The organism is Reichenbachiella sp. 5M10, assembly GCF_002742335.1.
GTDB lineage: Bacteria > Bacteroidota > Bacteroidia > Cytophagales > Cyclobacteriaceae > Reichenbachiella.
Genome location: NZ_MDGR01000007.1, coordinates 3349924 through 3368452, shown reverse-complemented (window position 1 = coordinate 3368452; position 18529 = coordinate 3349924). Strand labels below are relative to the sequence as shown.

Annotated in this window: 10 protein-coding genes; 4 read left to right on the top strand and 6 right to left on the bottom strand. The window is 43.8% G+C overall.

The window, feature by feature from the left end; translation table 11 throughout:
* Positions 1–4 precede the first annotated feature (4 nt).
* Together BFP72_RS13350 and BFP72_RS13345 are read left to right on the top strand one after the other, a co-directional pair.
* Positions 5–1900, top strand: a complete 1896-nt coding sequence (locus BFP72_RS13350; protein ID WP_099599609.1) for an ABC-F family ATP-binding cassette domain-containing protein — start codon at positions 5–7, stop codon at positions 1898–1900.
* A gap of 397 nt (positions 1901–2297) precedes the next feature.
* Complete coding sequence (locus tag BFP72_RS13345; protein ID WP_099599608.1) at positions 2298–2480, top strand: PspC domain-containing protein; 183 nt, start codon at positions 2298–2300, stop codon at positions 2478–2480.
* Here the strand turns inward: BFP72_RS13345 and BFP72_RS13340 are convergent.
* Together BFP72_RS13340 and BFP72_RS13335 are read right to left on the bottom strand one after the other, a co-directional pair.
* On the bottom strand, positions 2406–3128 hold the full coding sequence (locus BFP72_RS13340; protein ID WP_099599607.1) for a 4'-phosphopantetheinyl transferase: 723 nt from the start codon (positions 3126–3128) through the stop codon (positions 2406–2408). The genes BFP72_RS13345 and BFP72_RS13340 overlap by 75 nt on opposite strands.
* A 100-nt stretch (positions 3129–3228) precedes the next feature.
* The gene (locus tag BFP72_RS13335) at positions 3229–10395 is read right to left on the bottom strand and encodes a type I polyketide synthase (protein WP_099599606.1); all 7167 of its coding nucleotides are present in this window, start codon (positions 10393–10395) and stop codon (positions 3229–3231) included.
* Positions 10396–10906: 511 nt separating this feature from the next.
* Here BFP72_RS13335 and BFP72_RS13330 point away from each other — a divergent pair.
* Positions 10907–12547, top strand: coding sequence for a methyl-accepting chemotaxis protein (locus tag BFP72_RS13330; RefSeq protein ID WP_158233409.1), 1641 nt, complete (start codon positions 10907–10909; stop codon positions 12545–12547).
* Between the two features lie 9 nt (positions 12548–12556).
* Here the strand turns inward: BFP72_RS13330 and BFP72_RS13325 are convergent, their stop codons facing one another.
* Both BFP72_RS13325 and nqrF read right to left on the bottom strand, forming a co-directional pair.
* Positions 12557–13711 (bottom strand): formimidoylglutamase, encoded by a 1155-nt coding sequence (locus BFP72_RS13325; protein ID WP_099599604.1) that lies wholly within the window; start codon positions 13709–13711, stop codon positions 12557–12559.
* Positions 13712–13803: 92 nt separating this feature from the next.
* The gene (gene nqrF, locus BFP72_RS13320; protein ID WP_099599603.1) at positions 13804–15111 is read right to left on the bottom strand and encodes an NADH:ubiquinone reductase (Na(+)-transporting) subunit F; all 1308 of its coding nucleotides are present in this window, start codon (positions 15109–15111) and stop codon (positions 13804–13806) included.
* A gap of 204 nt (positions 15112–15315) precedes the next feature.
* On the opposite strand from nqrF, the gene BFP72_RS13315 reads away from it, so the two are divergent.
* Positions 15316–15738, top strand: coding sequence for a VOC family protein (locus BFP72_RS13315; protein ID WP_099599602.1), 423 nt, complete (start codon positions 15316–15318; stop codon positions 15736–15738).
* A 47-nt stretch (positions 15739–15785) separates the two neighbouring features.
* On the opposite strand, the gene BFP72_RS13310 is transcribed toward BFP72_RS13315, so the two are convergent.
* Positions 15786–17612 carry an OmpA family protein gene (locus tag BFP72_RS13310; RefSeq protein WP_099599601.1) on the bottom strand — a complete coding sequence of 609 codons (1827 nt, stop codon included), beginning with the start codon at positions 17610–17612 and terminating at the stop codon, positions 15786–15788.
* A gap of 2 nt (positions 17613–17614) precedes the next feature.
* A complete protein-coding gene (locus BFP72_RS13305; RefSeq protein ID WP_099599600.1) occupies positions 17615–18529 on the bottom strand; it encodes a type IX secretion system membrane protein PorP/SprF in 915 nt (304 codons plus the stop codon).

Below are 18529 nucleotides of genomic sequence, written 5' to 3'. Positions count from 1 at the left end.
TTATATGCCTCCAATAGCTGTTTCTGTAGAAAAACTCACCAAAAGCTTCAATGACAAGCAATTGTTTGATGACATCACCTTTGGTATCGAGCAAGGGCAAAAGGTCGCTTTGGTAGGTGTGAATGGGTGTGGTAAATCTACCTTGCTCAATATCATTTCAGGAAAGGAACAGCAGGATACAGGCGGAGTGTCGTTTCAACGTGATATCAAAGTGTCCTACTTGGATCAAGCACCTGATTTGGATGGTTTTGAGACCGTATTGGATTCTATTTTTGATGCCAATCATCCTGAGTCCAAGTTGCTCAGTGAATATTGGAAACTGGTAGATAAGGAAGAACCTACGGACAAGGACCAGTCAAGAATCGAATACCTCATCACAGAAATAGATGCGAAGAATGCTTGGGACTATGAATATCGCTTGAAGGAGATTTTGGGTAAGCTTGGGATCAACGACCTAGAGCAGTCCATCAAGAGTATGTCTGGGGGACAGCAAAAGCGAATCGCTCTAGCCAAGGCACTGCTTGACGAACCAGATTTTCTTATTCTGGATGAACCTACCAACCACTTGGATTTAGATATCATCGAATGGCTCGAAGAGTACCTTGCTTCACAGAATCTATCCATATTGATGGTGACGCATGACCGGTATTTTTTGGATCGAGTGTGTACGGAGATTATAGAGATAGATCGAGGACAGCTCTTTCGATACAAAGGGAACTATGCCTATTATCTAGAAAAGAAGTCGGAGCAAGAAGAAATCCAGCAGGCAGAAAAGGATAAAGCGAGAAACCTGCTAAGCCGTGAGCTGGAGTGGATGCGTCGACAGCCTAAAGCCCGAGGAACCAAGGCGAAATATCGTGTGGATGCTTTTTATGAGACGAAAGACAAGGCCAATGTAGATCTGAGTCGACAGCAGATGGAGATCAAATTGTCTGGTAGGCGCCAAGGTAAAAAAATCTTAGAGCTGAACAAAATCAGCAAGTCATGGGGAGACTCTACGGTGTTTTCCAACTTCTCTCATGTGTTTGCACGTGGAGAAAAAATAGGAGTCGTCGGACACAATGGAACTGGTAAGTCGACTTTTTTGAATGTGCTGACGGGAAGCATCGAAGCAGATTCGGGGACATTGGATCAAGGGTTAAATACCGTCTTTGGCTACTACCGCCAGCAGTCGATCGAGGAAGATCCCGGCAAGCGTGTCATCGATGTAGTGTCTGATGTCGCTGATGCTATTCATCTCGATGATGGCAGTGTCATCACTGCCTCGCAGTTGCTCAATCAGTTTTTGTTTCCTCCCAAGACCCAGTACTCCCATGTTGCTAAATTGAGTGGAGGGGAGAAAAGACGGTTGCAATTGCTCAAAGTATTGATCACTAATCCGAATTTTTTGATTCTCGATGAACCGACCAATGATTTGGATATTGTGACGCTAAATGTGTTGGAGGACTATTTGGACAATTTTCCAGGGTGTCTGCTCGTAGTGTCTCACGATCGGTACTTCATGGACAAGTTGGTGGATCACTTATTTGTGTTTGATCAGACAGATGAAATCCGTGACTTTCCTGGTAACTATACGGACTATAGGTATACACTAGAAGAAGAGAAGTCGGATAGATCCAAGGCCAAAGAGGATGCCAAATCCACTGCCAAGGAGAATACGAACAAGCAGAAGACGGTGGAAAAGAAGAAGCTGTCTTATAAGGAGATGCAGGAGTTTGAATCGATCGAAAAGGACGTCGAAAAACTGAATGCCCGAAAGTCTGAGCTTGAAGAATTGATGAACTCAGGAGAGTCGGATCACGTCATACTGACTGAGTGGTCCAATGAGCTCCAGCAGATCAATGACAGTATCGATGAGAAGGAGCTGCGGTGGTTGGAATTGTCAGAATCCGCTGATTGATAGCGGACACTTTTGTTTTATGGAGTGTACGATATCGTTACACTTTTATTCTGTTTTGCTATAGGGTTTTTAATGTAACTTGCTGTTTTTCAGTGCTATTGTGTCTATTGGCATACGCTTTGTCCATGTAGGGTGTAAGGTAAAACAAACCAAACCCAGAGTCCTATGAATAGGTGGAAGATACATGACAAAAGAGTGCTGCTGATTTTACTTGGCGTAATCGCGGCGATTGTGATTGGTTTTAGTACACATGCCAGTCCCGTGCATTGGGAACCACAGCTATCAAGTAACCAAGATTTGCTAGTGTCAAGTCGTCATCCCCATCTTCAACTGCAATTCATGATGCAAGTCATCGGGGATTCTGTCAATTCATTATTAACTTTAAAACTATAAGAAAATGACAAGAATTTTGAAAAAATCAAGCGATAGAGTAATAGGAGGTGTATTGGGAGGCATAGCTGACTACTTTGGATGGGATTATACATTGGTTCGATTGGCCTATGTCTTATTGTCTTTCATGTCGATAGGGTTTCCTGGGGTGATTGTATACTTGGTGCTTTGGTTTATCATGCCTGAATGATGAGTCCGGTCTGTGAAGGATAATGTAGGTGATGATTTCTGTTTCTAACCTAAGAAATTTTATGTCATATTGAGCTGGGTTGTTGAGAGGAGCGCTCAAACTAACATGTGGCTGGATATGACATTTTTCATTGCTATAGGTGACTTCACAATCTTGAAAATCCATGAAGTGTTGGCTGATTGGAAATTGCATTTTGTAAAAAGATTCCTTCATCGAAAAAAGTAGTGTACTCAAAAAGTCAATCTCTGCTGGTTTAGAATGCATGAGCATGTTGATTTCATTCGGAGTGAAAAGGATGGACCACATGTCTGGAGATATTCGACCCATGGTTTCAATATCTAGACCAATGGATTGTATCCTGTCAGTCGATGCGACGATAGATCCGGCTGTCTGGGTAGAGTGACTGATGGATCCGGTGATGCCCTTGGGCCAGAGAGGGGCTCCTTCCTCTGTCTTGAGTATGGGAGCGTCCACTCCCAGCTTCTTGAGAGACAGGTGTGCACAGTATCTCCCACTACAAAACTCCATGAGTCTTTTGGGTTCATAGGCTGTTGCTATGTTTTTTTCTGTTTCAAACAGGACCTCTGACGAGTGAGATAAGTCAGAAAAGCAGGAATATAGTCCTTCGGGTAAGTGAAGGTGGATCATCGAAATAGCTGGTAAGTATGGGCTCTCATCTATTGAGACAATAGAGAGAGCCCAAGGGTAAATAGGGTTGGTTTTAAAAGGGTCGCTAGCTGATGCCTAGCTATTCTTGCAAAGAAAGGCTCAGGTCTTGGCTGATCTGATGGCGAATGAAGTCTTTGTTTCGACTCACGAACCAGTGGTCACCATGCACGAGTTCTTGTCTAAACTCAGATGCAGTGTGCTCTTGCCAAGGAGCCATTTCCTCTGGTAGGGTGACTTCATCTTCGATTGCTGAAAATACTGTGATTGGACAGTTTAGCTTTTGCTCTACTTGGTAATCATAGGTTGTCAACAAGACCATGTCAAGTCTCAGTATAGGGAGAATCTTCTTTACGTAATTGATGTCATCGATATAATTCATCAAACCTAGAAGCTTCTGTTCTGAATTGCTGGAAATAGCCGACTGTTTCAGTACGTCTCGGTTCTTCCAGGTCACAGACATCTGAGGAGCCATGGTTGCAGAGCTAAAGAAATGAAGGGGCTCTTTGCCGTATTTGTTTCTGAGTCGACGAGAGAGCTCAAAAGCTACCATTCCTCCAAAACTGTGGCCATACATGACGAATGGTGTGTCAAGAAGTGGAACAATGGCGCTTTCTAGGTCATCTATTAGCTGTCCAAAATCTGTATAGCGATCCTCATTCTTTCTGTTTTCACGGCCGGGTAGTTGGACGGCATATACATCCGTGCCTTCTGGGGCATTGTATATGAAATGATCATACATCGATGCACCTGCGCCCATAGAATGAAACATGAAGAGTTTAGCCTTTTGTTCGAAATTAGTCGCTTCATGTTTTTTGTGAACGAACCATTCGTTGATTACCTCAATATCCTCTTCCGAAGTGATCCCAGATTCATCTTCCAACAGTTCGTGAGCAGATTCCACCGGCTTGAGGTTGTGAAGAATATGTTCTGAGATTTCGACCATGCTAGGTCCTTTGGATAGTTTCATCAATGGGTAGTTGAACTCCAACTTCTGAAGAATCCAGTTCCTTAATTGATTCATCATCAAGGAGTCTAAACCTATTGCAGAGACCGCTTTGTTTTCATTTAACTTGTCGGGAGTAGTTCCCAGTATTCTTGCCAATGCATTTTTGAGATTGACCAAAAGGATCTGACTGGCTTGCCCATTGGCTGTTAGTAATGTCTCTTTTAGTCCTTCGCCTTTGTTGCTCGCTGAACCAACTTTAAGTGCTGCATCGGTGAGAAGATGTTCGAATTTTCCGTCGCTCTTTAAGTGGTTGAAGAATTCTCTAAATTTCAGCCAATCGACGTTGGTCGCCATTCTTACTCGATTTCCTTCCAAGAGTACTTTTTCAAGTTTGCTCATGACTTGTTTGAAGGTCAAGGGGATCCAGCCTTGACTTTCTAGCACATTCATTACGCTACTGCTACTGCCTTCTTTGGTCATTCCCGCATATTGCCCCAGTACTCCGAGGTTGATGCTTTGAGCTTTCAGGCCTTTTGCTACTCTGTAGTCTACTAATTTGTCTAGGAAGTTGTTGGCTGAGGAGTAGTTGGATTGTCCCGGTACACCTACGACGGAAGATACAGATGAGAAATTTAGGAAGAAATCGAGGTCTGTTTGTTCTGTCGCAAGATGTAGATTCCATGCCCCCATGGCTTTAGGTATGAATACCTTACTAAATAGTGCTTTGTCCATTCTCGGAATCGTGGCATCCTGTAGTACAGCTGCACCATGAATGATACCACCAAGTGGCGCACAATTACCGACTCTATGGACCATGGCTTGTACCTCATCCAACTTGGATAAATCTAGGTTTTCAACCATCACATGGATGCCATTAGCTTTGAGTTGATCAATCCAACTGTGATCGTACTCTGACTTTGGACCACTCCTGCTGACTAAAGCGAGATATTTGGCTCCTTTGTTTGCCATCCACTTGGCTACTTCTATACCAAACCCACTGGCTCCTCCTGTCAAAATGTACGATTTGTCTGGAGAGAAATGAATGGTCTCTTGAGGAAGAGCATGCACGACTTGATCAGCCATAGACAAGACGATTTTACTGGTTTGTTCCCCTTTTGAGAGCAGTTGAAAAGCTTCTTGTATTGCTGTAATTTTGAGTGCCTGAGTACTTGTAGCTTGTACGGACTTGGTTTCAAACAATTGAATGACATCTTGAAAGAGTTTCTGGGCTTTCTGTGGTTTCTGAGCCATGAGCCTGTCGATATCTACTGCGAAATAGCTCAAATTCTCACCGAATCGCTTCAGGTGGATACTGATGTCGTTGTAGATGTCTGTTTTACCCAATTCCACAAACCTGCCAAATGGTCTAAGGCATTTTATACTCTGAACGATAGATTTTCCATTGAGTGAATTGAGAACTAAATCTACCCCTTCGCTTTGGGAGTCAGCCATCACCTCGCTGTAGAAAGTCGTAGAACTGCTGTCATAGACGTGGTTAATGCCCATTTTTTTGAGACGTTCTCTTTTCTGTACGGTATCAGCAGTCGCAAATATTTCTATGCCTTTTAGCTGGGCTAAGGCGAGGGCTGCTAATCCTACTTCGTCTGTTGCGGAGTGGATCAAGATACGTTCGTCTGCTTCAATCTGTCCTAAGTTGAATAGACTGTGGTATGCAGTCAGGTATGCTACAGAGATGCTTGCTGCTTCTTCGTGTGAGAGGTGTTCAGGTTTTGGTACTACCGTGTGCTGTGGTGCCACCGTCTTGCCTGCAAAGCAATTTGGAGCAAAAGCGAGTACAGCATCTCCTACCTTTAGGTTGCTTACATTTTTACCAATATTAGCAATTATCCCACTGCACTCTGTACCTATATGAGATCCACATAATCCTCCTGAGAGGCTTTCCTTACTTAAGGAGCCATTGATGATCTGTAGGTCTTTAGGAGTGACACCAGCGGCGATGATGTCTATCTCTACTTCTTGATCACCGAGAGGCAAAGGTTCTATTTGTCTAAAGGCTATTGAATCTAGCATACCTTGTTCTTGCAGGACTGCTTGATAATATGAGCCTGTTGCTGGTAATTGAACAGATGAGTCTTTTTGAACCTGCTCTTTTTTGACGGCCTGTAGTCGCTTTACAAAGATGCTTTTTCCTCTAAAAGCAAAGTCAGACTCATGGCCTCCGTTGGATGGAGAAGAGATGATGTTTGCCAAGTTGTCAAGTTCGTCGGTATTGTCGATGGAGGAAATGTCAGCGATTTTGCAAGTCACCATAGGGTACTCGTTGAACATGACTCTCGATAGCCCATAAGTGACTGATTGGTGCAGGTTTATCGTTTGATCGGTATCTAAAACGATTTCAGCGTTTTGATTGAGAATCCAAATTGGAAATTGCAATTCTTCTTGAATGATGGCATTGAAAATGTTTAGGATTTTCCAACTCAATTCAATGGAATTGTTGGCTATGTCTCCCTGATTTTCCGTGATCGGTAGTGTGATGATGGCTCTGTTTAGCGTTGGGCTTGTCTTCATGACTTTTTTTAGCTCTTGCCGAACAGCCTCTCGATCCGAATAGTCACTGATAGTAGTATGAATCAGGGTGGAGTTATTCTGAGACAATTTTTTGTTGAGAGGTTCGATGACTAAGTCATTTTCTCTAATCACCAGTATGGTGTTGTGAGAAGGAGTGAATTCTAGCGGTTTCATTTCTGTCCATTCGAATTCATAGCACCCGGTGTAAGAAACATCCCCTTCTTGTGAGCGAGAGCCTTCGATATATTTGAAATCTATGCCTTGGATCTCTGCAACCAAACTGCCTGATTCATCCATGATCCAAAAATCACCACGGAGATATTCAGAGCTCGCTTCTTTGACTTTGATATAGCTATAGACCGTTGGGGAAGTTGGTTTTGCGTGAAACTTGTAACGGTCGATATGTGTAGGTAAATAGATTCCTCGCTCTTCATCATCGTCACTTAGTTTCGCTGCAAACATGCTTTGGAGACAGGCGTCCAATACAGAGGGATGCAGATTGTATTGCCCCATTTCATACACTAATGAGTCGTGTAGCTGTACCTTGGCCAATATTTCATCTTCTACCACCCATAGGTTCTTGATGAGTTTGAATGTTGGGCCATATTGCAGGCCACATTTTTTCAATTCCAAGTACATGGGTTGCACAGGCAGTCTGTCATTGACACGTAGCTTGATTTCATTCAGATCCATAGGAGTAGAAACGAACTCATCCCCAAGTGCATTCATTTTCCCATTGGAGTTTTTGATCCATTCTGCATCAGGATTGTTCGAGTCTTTGCTCAAAATCCAGTATTTCTCTTCGTCCGAGTAGACTTCTATCTTTACATCTGCCAGTTCTCCTTCTTCTGGCAAAAAGAGTGCACTTTCGAAATTTATGTCTTCCAAAAATCCAAAGTTGTCTTGGAAAGCCTGTTGTGCAGCAGATGTGGCTATTTCTAGATGTCCCGTCCCTGGGAAAATGATTGCGTCATCTACTCTATGGTCATCGATATAGGGGTCTGTATGTCTGTCCAGCAATACATCAAAGGTGAAGTGGGTGTCGTTGAGACCAGAGGTGTTGAATCCACTTATGAGAGGATGAACCTTTTTGGCTAGTCGTTTCGCTTTGTGTTTTGCTGTTTCGTGCCAATATGATTTGAGATCCCAAGTGTATTTGGGGAGAGTGTAGATTCGGTTGCTGTGAGGGTAGATACAGTCCCAGTCGAGTGCAATGCCATGCGTGTATAGACTTCCCAGAGTATGTAGAAAACGGAGTTTTTCATTTTCTTTTCGCTTGATAGATGGGAAGATGACCGCATGAGAATCTTTGCTAGCAAAGATGTCCTCTGCTCCTGAAGATAGGGCGGGGTGTGGTCCTATTTCGATGAAAAGGTCATATCCGTCTTCTACCATTTTGCTCAGTGCATTGGCGAAGTACACAGGCTTACGGACATTGTCATACCAGTATTCACTGACTAGATGAAGACCATCGCCTTTTTGACCTGTGACGGTAGAGTACAAGTCGAGAGAAGCCTTGGCCGGTTTCAACTGACGCAAGGAATGAATCAATTCATCTTTAAGCGGCTCCATGTGATGAGAATGGAAGGGTACGGTTACTCTCAAAAACTTGTTGAAAATGTCCTGCTCGGTTAGTTTTTCGGAAATCTGCAATAGGGGAGCCTCATCGCCGGACAAAACGCACATTTCAGGTCCATTCACTGCACCGATAGAGACCGTGTCTTTGACATCTTTGATGATTTCCTCAGCAGCGGATAAGGTGAGGCTGACGGCTAGCATTTTTCCTTTGCCGGTAGCGGCATGTTGACCTCTGCTTCGGTGAAAGATTACCTGTACGGCTTGTTCGAGTGTCAAGGAGCCAGCAGTGTAGGCAGCAGCTACTTCTCCGATCGAGTGTCCTACTACGCCTTCTGGTTGGATGCCATGTTTTTTCCAAAGTTCGACTAGGGCAATTTGTATGGCCATGATGGCTGGTTGAGCAATTCGGGTGTCATTTACACGAGAATTTTCTTCATCCTTGTTCATCTCTTCGAGTAGTGACCAACCTGATATTTGGCTGAAATAGCCTTCAATATTTTGGATTGTACTCTTGAACAGTGGCTCTGTAGCGATCAGTTCTTGTCCCATGGCAAACCATTGTGGTCCTTGGCCTGTAAATACAAATCCAATCTTGTGAGCAGGTGTTTCGAGTTCATGACTTGACACACCAGAGATCACGTTCCCTTCCAAGAAAGCGTCTATCTTGTCGATCATGTCTGTCTTGTCCTTGCCAGCAATTGAGATTCGATGCTTTAGGCTCGACCTGTGTTTTCCGACATTGTAGCAGATGTCTCGTAGTGAATACTGCTCGCTGAGCAAGAAGCTTTTGTATGCTTTGAGCAGGTTGTGTAGGGAAGTGGTGGTAGCCGCACTGGTTTGAAATAAGTACAGGTTTTCTTCTATTGCTTTGGAGCTTTTTTCTTGCGCGGGAATGTATTCTTCTAGTACTAGGTGCGCATTTGTTCCCCCTGCACCAAAGGAATTGACACCACCGATGCGTGGGCTGCCATCTTTTTGCTCGGGCCAGTCGGTGTTCTCACTTACTACTTTTAGTTTCCAATTTTTCAAATCAATTTTTGGGTTGACTTTGTTGAAATGGAGGTTGCCTGGTATTTTTTTGTTTTTGATGGATAGTGCGAGCTTGATCAGTCCAGCTACACCAGCGGCACCTTCGAGGTGTCCGATGTTTGTTTTGACAGAGCCTATCATCAGAGGTGAGTCAGTACTGCGGCCACCAAATACGTTGGAAAATGACTTGGTTTCGAGAGGGTCGCCTACAGGAGTGCCTGTACCGTGCGCCTCTATGTATTGTAGCTTATCTACATCAATGTTTGCCAACCGGTAGGCGTTTTTCAACATGGCTGTTTGTGAGCTTTCACTGGGGACGGTCAATCCTTCGACAGTATGTCCATCTGAATTGCATGCCGTGGCTTTGATCAGGCCGTAGATTTTGTTGCCATCTTTTAGTGCTTGAGACAGTGGTTTGAGATATACGACACCAACTCCTTCTCCTCTGACATAGCCATTGGCTCTTTCGTCAAAGGATTTGCAATATCCATCGGGACTCAAAAAGTTGCCTTTGGACATCATCATTGTGGATTCTGGATTGATGATTAGGTTGACTCCACCCGCCATCGCGCAAGATGCAGATTGGTCCCATATGCTCTGACAGGCCAGATGTACCGCGACTAAGGCGCCTGAGCAAGCTGTGTCGACGGATACACTAGGGCCTTTGAGGTCATAGAAGTAGGAGATGCGGTTGGCGATAGCGGTGCGAGAGGATCCCATGGCGACATGTGGACTGATGGCATACTTGCTATCTTGCTCTATCTGCATGTCCCAGTAGTCATTGGTAAATACACTCATGAATACGGCGGCATTGCTACCTCTAAGGTTCTCTAGCTTGTCTCCAGAGTCCTCTATCGATTCAAAGGTAGTTTGGAGTAGGAGCCTTTGCTGTGGATCGATGCGTTCTGCTTCTTTCGGAAAAATCTTGAAAAACTCATTGTCAAAAAGGTCAATACCTTCAATAAAACCTCCTTTCTTGGTTTTTATTTTACCTGCCTTGTTTGGGTTTGGATCATAATATTCTTCATGATTCCATCGGTCTTTGGGTACGTCGGAGATTCCATCTACTCCGTTCATGAGTTTAGACCAAAACTGCTCTGGGCCATGGATTTTACCTGGTGTGTGGCATCCTATGCCAATGATTGCAATATCTTCTTTTTGCATGTGGGTTGGGTGTTATAAAGTGAAAATTAGGTGACATTCCGTGTTTTAATAATGAAAATGTTTTTATGCTAAGTAAAAAATCTTACATTATTGCGTATAACTGTATTGTAGTTGTACTCCTTGAGAGAAATTGCTACATCTTAGTTAATTGCTTATCATGCCGTGAATAGAACTTGATATCAATGTATAGCATATAACGGTTTAATGAAAATTAATTGAAAGAAAAAGACGAGATATTTCAAATAATACCCAGAAGTAGGGATATAGATTGTTACATTTATTCGTTAATTTGTCCTACATCCATCTGTACTAAAATTTAGTTGTTGCTTGGCAATAGCATTTTATAATTTCAATCAATTCTGGAAAGATGACAGTTTTTTTAATTTTCACCGCTGTGGTGACATTTCTTTGTGTGCCCTTCGCATTAGTGTGTAATTATTTTATTTTTCGTAAATCTTTTGTCTATAAACCCGTAATTGGGATTATCTTCTCTATCTATACGGTGTCTATCATGTCAAGCATCGTTGGTTTTTTTGGTCTGATGCACTTGTGGTACGGTGTTCCTATTGCCTTGCTTTCCATTTTTCTGGCTTTCTATGTATTGAGTCGTAGTGTCGAGGCACCAATGAAAAAGATTAGTGGTACGTTCATGAAACTCAAGGAGGGAGAACTGGACATTGATATACAACGCTCTGATTTGATCAGGAAAGATGATGTAGGAGATTTTTTCAGGTCACTGAATACCTACTTGGAGAAAATCAGAGAGTCATCACTCTTTGCGTCTGAAATGGGGAGAGGGAACTTGTCCCTGTCCTTCGAGGCTTTGAGTGACAAAGATGTTTTGGGTTTGTCTCTCATAGACTTGCGCGAAAAACTCAAGAATGTTATTTCTGAAACGAATCAGGCCGTACAGGAAGCCGGAGGTGAAGGGAATCTAGAGGCTAAGATTGATTTGGCAGAAAAGCAGGGCGTGTGGAGAGACTTGAGCAACTCAGTGAACGTGCTCCTATCATCTATCGCTACTCCTGTATTGGAAGTCAACAGAATTGTGAATGCAATGGCTGACGGTGACTTGACTCAGCGCTACAAGAACGATGCGAAGGGGCAAATCCTACAAATGACAAGTAACCTCAACAAGGCTTTGGACAACTTGAATGTGTTTTTGGTGAAAATTGCTAAAAATGCCCAAGATATTGGGGATTCGTCCTATGAAATGCTGATCTCTGGAGAAGAAATGAATACGAATACGCGGGAGATTGCTAGTGCGATAGAGCAAATGAGTCACGGGGCGCAAACGCAGGTGTCTCGTGTCGATGAGTCTTCTACATTAGTGGAGGTGATGATGCAAAACTCGAGTGAAATGGGGTTGAAGTCTCAGTCTATCAATGAGGTAGCCAAAAAGGGGGTGAAAAACAGTGAAGAAGGAGCCAAGATTGCCAAGTATGTTGTGGATCGCGTGACCGAAATATCGGTGTATTCGAGTAAAACGACTGATTCCATGCGTGTACTTACCGATAGATCCAAGGAAATCTCTAGAGTCTTGGGGGTGATCACTGATATCGCGGCTCAAACCAATCTCCTTGCCCTCAATGCAGCGATAGAAGCGGCACAAGCTGGAGAGGCTGGCCGTGGTTTTGCTGTCGTGGCGGACGAGATTAGAAAACTAGCAGAGGGCTCACGGGAGTCGGCTAGTGAGATCGAGAAGCTTGTGACGGATGTGCAGAGAGATACAATGGAAGCTGCAGATGTCATCGAGGCGATGAATGGCGTAGTGAAGTCCAGTGTGGAGGCTTCTGGGAAAGCTGCTTCTGTTTTTCAGGATATCGAATTGTCTTCTACGGAGACCTTAGGCTTTTCTGAGATGATACTCGATGTAGCCAACTCTCAAACAGAGAGTATCAGCAAGGTTGTCAATATTACTGAAGAGGTAGTTGTCATTGCAGAGCAAACCGCGGCAGGTACGGAGGAGGTCTCCAGTTCGGCAACCGAACTATCTGCAGGCATGAACAACTATATACTCAAGTCTAATTGGCTCAACGACGTGTCTCAAGAGCTGAAGAGCGGATTGAAACGGTTTACGCTAATGGACGAATCTTCGGAAATTAGAAGCGATATGATGGAGTTGGAGATAGAGGCGGAAGCTAAGCCCTAACAACTAGACCTAGACCATCTTGGAGAAGGTCTGAATCCATCGTTCGGGTACTTCTCCTTTCGTTGCTTGTTGGTAATCGTTGTAGTCACAGGGGACGATGTAATTGCGATCATATATGCCTGTGTGATTTATGTTGGGTACTTCCATCCACCATTTGTCTGACAGGCGACTTTTGTAGAATACGATGGATTCAGGATTGACGTCCAGTGTGACTACATATTTGATATAGTCGTTGGTCTGAAACCCTTTTTCTCCTTTTCTGTTTTTGAACCCTTCAATGAAATACCAAATCATCGTCGCTATGACCATGGCTGATTGATGGTCGTTAGAGTCTTTGTTTGCATTGTATTCATAGATCCCGACGGAGCTCAATTTATCGTTCATGCCAGCATACCACATGATTTGACAGGCTTCTTCGCCTGTCAGTCCAAATACCTCACTGCGATCACCTGCTGGGCAATACATTTTTTGGATGGCGGAGAGATCGAAGGTGATCATGTCTGCTTCACGAATCAAGGGCTCTACGCGACGGAAATCCTCACGGATGGCCCCTAGTCGAAGACTGTTGAAGCCTAGTTGGGTCAGTACTTTGTCAGCAGATGGGTTGACTAGGTAGGACTGGTGTCCTAATTGGGTGTAGTTGAATAGGTAGTTGGGTTCGTGGGTAAATATTTTATGGAAATGGTTCTGGTTGGTAATTTGTGTTCCTTTTTCATTGATGTCGAATCGCGAATCAATATTGACGATGCTGACCATTTTTTCTTCCTCTTGATAGGATAGGTATTGTCCTATGTCCAGGTCGTGTGACCCTCCGATGAGTATGGGTAGGATGCCTTTGGAAATGAGCTTGTGGCAGACGGCTTGGATACGTTTATAGGTTTCCTCAAGTTCAGGGCCATTGCGGAGGTTGCCGAGATCGATGATGTTGCAGCTGCCCTCACCTTTTTTGAGGCTATATAATTTTTTTCGAATGAATCGGAGTCCGGTGTCTGTGATTTCTGGGTTGCCAGAGGTCTCGTTGAGTCCGATGATGGCTATATCGATCGCATCGATGCTTGGCATCTTGTTTTCGTTGATATAGATGGATTGGATGAGGGAGTCATTGTCGAAGCTCTCTGGGGTTAGGCTTTCGTCAATAGGGTTGAAAAAGAGTTTTAGATCCATTCGGTGAGTATATAAAAGTTGCGCGAACCAAAGCTACAAAAAAAGCCCAGACAACGAATTGTCTGGGCTTTGAAAATCTTGTGAGAATCGGTTTAGCCACCGAAATCATCAAAAGATACGTTCTCATCTGGCACCCCCCAGTCGTCACACATTTTGAGGACTGCTTGGTTCATCATTGGAGGTCCACAGAAGTAGAATTCGATGTCTTCTGGAGATTCGTGTTTCTTCAATTGCTGATCGATCACGGCATTGTGAACAAACCCTAAGAAACCATCACCTTCTGTATCATCCATGTCTTTTTTCTCTACCCAGTTGTCTTCTGGTAGAGGGTCTGAGAGTACGATTTCGAATTGGAAGTTCGGAAATTCTCTTTCGATCTTTCTGAAGTCTTCTTCGTAGAATAATTCTCTTTTGGATCGTCCACCGTACCAGTAGGTTACTTTTCTCCCTGTTTTCAAGGTATGGAACAGGTGGAAAAGGTGAGATCTCATTGGAGCCATACCTGCACCACCGCCTACGTAGATCATTTCGGCCTCTGTCTCTTTGATGAAGAATTCACCATATGGTCCAGAGATTGTTACTTTGTCACCTGGTTTTCTAGAGAATACATAAGAAGAACAGATTCCTGGGTTGACATCCATCCATGCGTTTTTGGCTCTATCCCATGGTGGGGTAGCGATACGGATCGTTAGCATCACGATGTTGCCTTCGGCAGGGTGGTTGGCCATCGAGTAGGCTCTGAATATCTCCTCGTCGTTTTTCATTTTCAAATCCCAAATTCCAAATTTGTCCCAGTCTTCTTTGAATTTGTCTGGTCCTGCAGGATCATTTGGTTCGGGAGAGATGTCAATGTCCTTGCTGAAGTCTACTTCACACTTCGGTACGTCTACTTGGATGTACCCTCCAGCTTCGAAGTTCAAGGTTTCACCTTCTGGCAATCTCACGATGAATGCCTTGATGAATGTTGCTACGTTGTAGTTAGAGACTACCTCACATTCCCATTTTTTGATGCCGAAGATTTCTTCTGGAATCTCAATGTTCATGTCCTCTTTCACTTTGACTTGACAAGCCAATCTCACGTGCTCTTTTTGCTCCGTACGATTGAGGTGACCGACTTCTGTAGGGAGTACGTCTCCTCCACCATCGATGACCTTACACTTACACATTGCGCAAGTACCACCTCCACCACATGCTGAGGGTAGGAATATTTTTTGTCCAGAAAGTGTACTCAGTAGAGTAGACCCTGCTGCTGTGACCACTGGGTTAGCTGTGTCACCGTTGATAGTGATGTTGACATCACCCGACTGCACCAATTTAGATTGGGCAAAAAGTAGTATAAAAACCAATAGCAAGATCACCAAAGTGAAGGCAACTATTGAGGTAAATATGATAAAGGACATTGTTTGTAAATTAAATTTTCCGTCACAATTTTTATGGGCACAAATATAAATGAATTAATACCGAATAGTTAAGAGATAAATCCTAAAAGTAAGTAGTGAATGGTGAATCCTAAGACAATGTAATTGTCTTATTTGAGCATAGAGCGATTTGTCTCGAATGCTTCATGTATTTTTATTTTATTCAATCAATTAAATAATCTGAATATGAAGAGAGTTAGCGGAATTGGTGGGGTCTTTTTTAAGAGCAAGGACCCTCAAAAATTGAGAGAATGGTATAGGGACCGTTTGGGGTTGGTGACCAACGAGTACGGGGCTTTGTTTGAGACACGCAATGCAATAGATCCGAGCAAAGAGAATTATTTGCAGTGGAGTCCGATGGACGAAAAAACTGATTATTATGCTCCTTCAGATCAGGATTTCATGATCAATTATAGAGTTGAAAACTTGACGGGTTTGTTGGAGGTACTGATCAAGGAGGGGGTAGAGCAAGTGGGGGAGATGGAAGAGTACGAGTATGGGAAATTTGCTTGGGTGATGGATCCAGAAGGGCGTAAAATTGAGCTTTGGGAGCCTGTTGACGAGGTGTTTACGAAGGAGTATGCGGATAAATCCGAGACTACCAAATAGGACGTACTGTCAAGAGACTCGGATTTATCGTTTAGCAAATGGGAAGGTTAATTGATTTCGACTTCAACTCTTCTTTCATGTTTGTGTTCTTCGTCTGTGCATTGTGTGCCACAATTGGTTAGGAGCTGTGTCTCTCCTTTAGATATGACTTGAATACGAGAACTGGCGATTCCTTGCTGTGTCAAGAGATCCTTGACACTTTGTGCACGACGCTTGGCAAGAGCTAGATTAAAAGCTGCTGCGCCTTTGCTGTCAGTATAGCCGTAGAGTGTGATGTTGATTCCTTCGTTTTGTTTCAATAGGCTGATGAGCATGTCCAGCTTGGTTTCGTCATTGATGAGTTCATCTGATGCGAATTGGAAGAAGAAGGGAGTGATCTCATGGTAGTTGGAGATGCTAATTGTTTTGGATAGTTGTTCTTTGATTTTACTTGCGTTGTTGAGTGGTAGACTCGCGTCTTTGTCTCCTGTTAGGGTCAATAGGTTATCGTCAAGTACGAATTGAAAGGTTCTTTGGCTATCCAGTCCTATCCCTTGGATTGGTAGGGAGAGGTTTTGGAAGCACCAGATATCAAACGAGGGTAGGGCAGCAGCTGCCGCAGAGGGTGATTTGGTGTCGATGTTTGCCGGGTTCTTGTCTACGGTTTGACGGATAAGAATCATGTCATCATCTCCTTGTTCTTTGCCTCTGTCAGTTGATATGACTTGTCTTTGTGCATCCAGATAGAACCAACTGAGGTCATCTTCGGTGGAGTTGAAAGGACTGCCTAGGTTGATAGCTTTGGGTTGGGCCAAATTGCTCCGGTAGATGTCTAGCCCTCCCATACCGACATGCCCGTCCGAACTGAAATATAGTACGCTATCTCCGAGTAGGGTGGGGAATAGCTCGTTTTGTGGCGTGTTTATTTCAGAACCAAGGTTTTCGGGCTCAGACCATTGTTGGTTGGTATAACTTACTTTGTATAGATCCGATCCTCCATATCCTCCTGGTCGATTGGAGGCAAAAATCATCCAAGTTCCATCTGATGATAGGACTGGGTGAAAGGTGCTGAAATCATCACTGTCAAAGGGGAGACGCAGGAGTTCTTTCCATTCACCTTTGGCGTTTTTTTCGATTTCGTAGAGCTCGATTTCATTCGTGCCTCTGTGGGTGATCCCTCTGATCCCACGGTGATAGTTGTTGCGAGATACGATTGCTTTTTGTTCGGACGGAAAAAATGCGATGGGACCATCATTTCCTTTGATACCCAACTTTGGTTCAAATTCACTCGGCTGGGTGAAGGACTTAAAATCATCCGATTGGGTAAAGTACAGTTTGAAGTAATTGTATTCCAGTTCCTTCTTTGTTTTGTCATCAAAGCTACGGTTGGAGGTGAATAGAAAACCGCTATCGTAGGCAATCAGTGCGAAATCACTCATGGTAGAATTGAGCGACAAACGCTGTACTTCGTAGAGGTCTTCGTCGATGTAAAATAGGTCATAGTTTTTGACGCCATCCAGTAGGTTGTTCTTGGAGCGGAGGTCTGCTCCGTCGTAGTTATTCAGTACTTCTGTCAGTGCATCAAATCTTTTTTCGACGTATAGCTGCTGTGCATAGAGGATGGTGTTTTCGTCTGTGAGCTTGATCCCTGCGTCCTGTGATTTTTCGAACCACTCGATGGCTTGCTTCTGGTGACCCTGCATGGCGTGTGTGTAGCCAAGGGTTTGCAAGACAGTGGAGTCTTTGGATCGTACGAGATACTGCTCCAGCAGTTCGGTCGCATGGTAGTAGTGTTTGCGTTCGATTTCCTGTTGGGCCTTGTCGAGACTCTCTGTAATCTGCGCGAATGAGATGTATGGGAGAAGAACAAATAGTAGTATGGAGAAAAATCTCATAGTTAGAAATACCGTGGGTTTACGACTTGATCTTTTTGTAGCGGGATCAGGTAGTTGATCATGAATTCTTGGGCAGTGCCACCGAGGTGGTTGGCATCATTGGTGTAGAAATCGGCGGCATATCCGAGTCTTAGATTTTTTTGGATTTGCCATTCGAAAAGCACCGAAAACGAATCTGTTGGTCTCCATCCTGCACCTAGGTAGACCATGTCTCTGTAGATGAGGCTGGTGTTCACGTCGATCTGCATGGGGGCATTGATGGGGATTTTGAGATTGGTATAGGGTTTGATTTTGAAATCAGCATTGATGTCAAATACGTATCCTCCCATCAGGTAGAACAGCCTTTCTTTTTGGTAGGAGAAATCGGAGTTGCCATTCTCAAAGGTGTTGGTGTTGATGTAAGGAGCGGAGAGGCCGACGTAATATTTATCGGAGTAGTAATATACTCCTGCGCCAAAGTTGATTTTGAAATCATTGAGATCGGACCCCTCAAAATTAGGGTCTTGGACACCTCCTAAATCAATGTCGGAATAAGTGGCTTTGTAAAAGTCAAAATTCCCTCTGACCCCAAAAGATAGAGTGGCTTTTTCGAATTGAATGTTGTAGGCATAGACTAGGCCTATTTCATTTTCACTAGAGATGCCTATTCTGTCATTCATAAAAGTGAGGCCTACCCCCATGTTTTTGTCTCCTATAGGGGCATGTGCTGTGAACATGTTGGTCTTGGGGGCTCCTTCTATGGAAGACCACTGAATCCTAGAAATCCCTGTCATACTGATGCCGTCATGCGTCCCTGCGATGGCAGGGTTGAGTGCAATGGGGTTGAATGCATATTGAGTAAACAAGGGGGCTTGCTGTGCCAGAGATTGAAACGATACGCCAATCAATGCTGTGATGATTATAAAATAATTCTTCAT

Excerpts from the sequence above, each read along its gene's own strand:
- BFP72_RS13325 (WP_099599604.1), bottom strand. The coding sequence starts at position 13,711 with ATGGATCTAAAACTCTTTTTCAACCCTATTGACGAAAGCCTAACCCCA.
- BFP72_RS13335 (WP_099599606.1), bottom strand. The coding sequence starts at position 10,395 with ATGCAAAAAGAAGATATTGCAATCATTGGCATAGGATGCCACACACCA.
- BFP72_RS13305 (WP_099599600.1), bottom strand. The coding sequence starts at position 18,529 with ATGAAGAATTATTTTATAATCATCACAGCATTGATTGGCGTATCGTTT.
- nqrF (WP_099599603.1), bottom strand. The coding sequence starts at position 15,111 with ATGTCCTTTATCATATTTACCTCAATAGTTGCCTTCACTTTGGTGATC.
- BFP72_RS13340 (WP_099599607.1), bottom strand. The coding sequence starts at position 3,128 with ATGATCCACCTTCACTTACCCGAAGGACTATATTCCTGCTTTTCTGAC.
- BFP72_RS13350 (WP_099599609.1), top strand. The coding sequence starts at position 5 with ATGCCTCCAATAGCTGTTTCTGTAGAAAAACTCACCAAAAGCTTCAAT.
- BFP72_RS13330 (WP_158233409.1), top strand. The coding sequence starts at position 10,907 with ATGTCAAGCATCGTTGGTTTTTTTGGTCTGATGCACTTGTGGTACGGT.
- BFP72_RS13345 (WP_099599608.1), top strand. The coding sequence starts at position 2,298 with ATGACAAGAATTTTGAAAAAATCAAGCGATAGAGTAATAGGAGGTGTA.
- BFP72_RS13310 (WP_099599601.1), bottom strand. The coding sequence starts at position 17,612 with ATGAGATTTTTCTCCATACTACTATTTGTTCTTCTCCCATACATCTCA.
- BFP72_RS13315 (WP_099599602.1), top strand. The coding sequence starts at position 15,316 with ATGAAGAGAGTTAGCGGAATTGGTGGGGTCTTTTTTAAGAGCAAGGAC.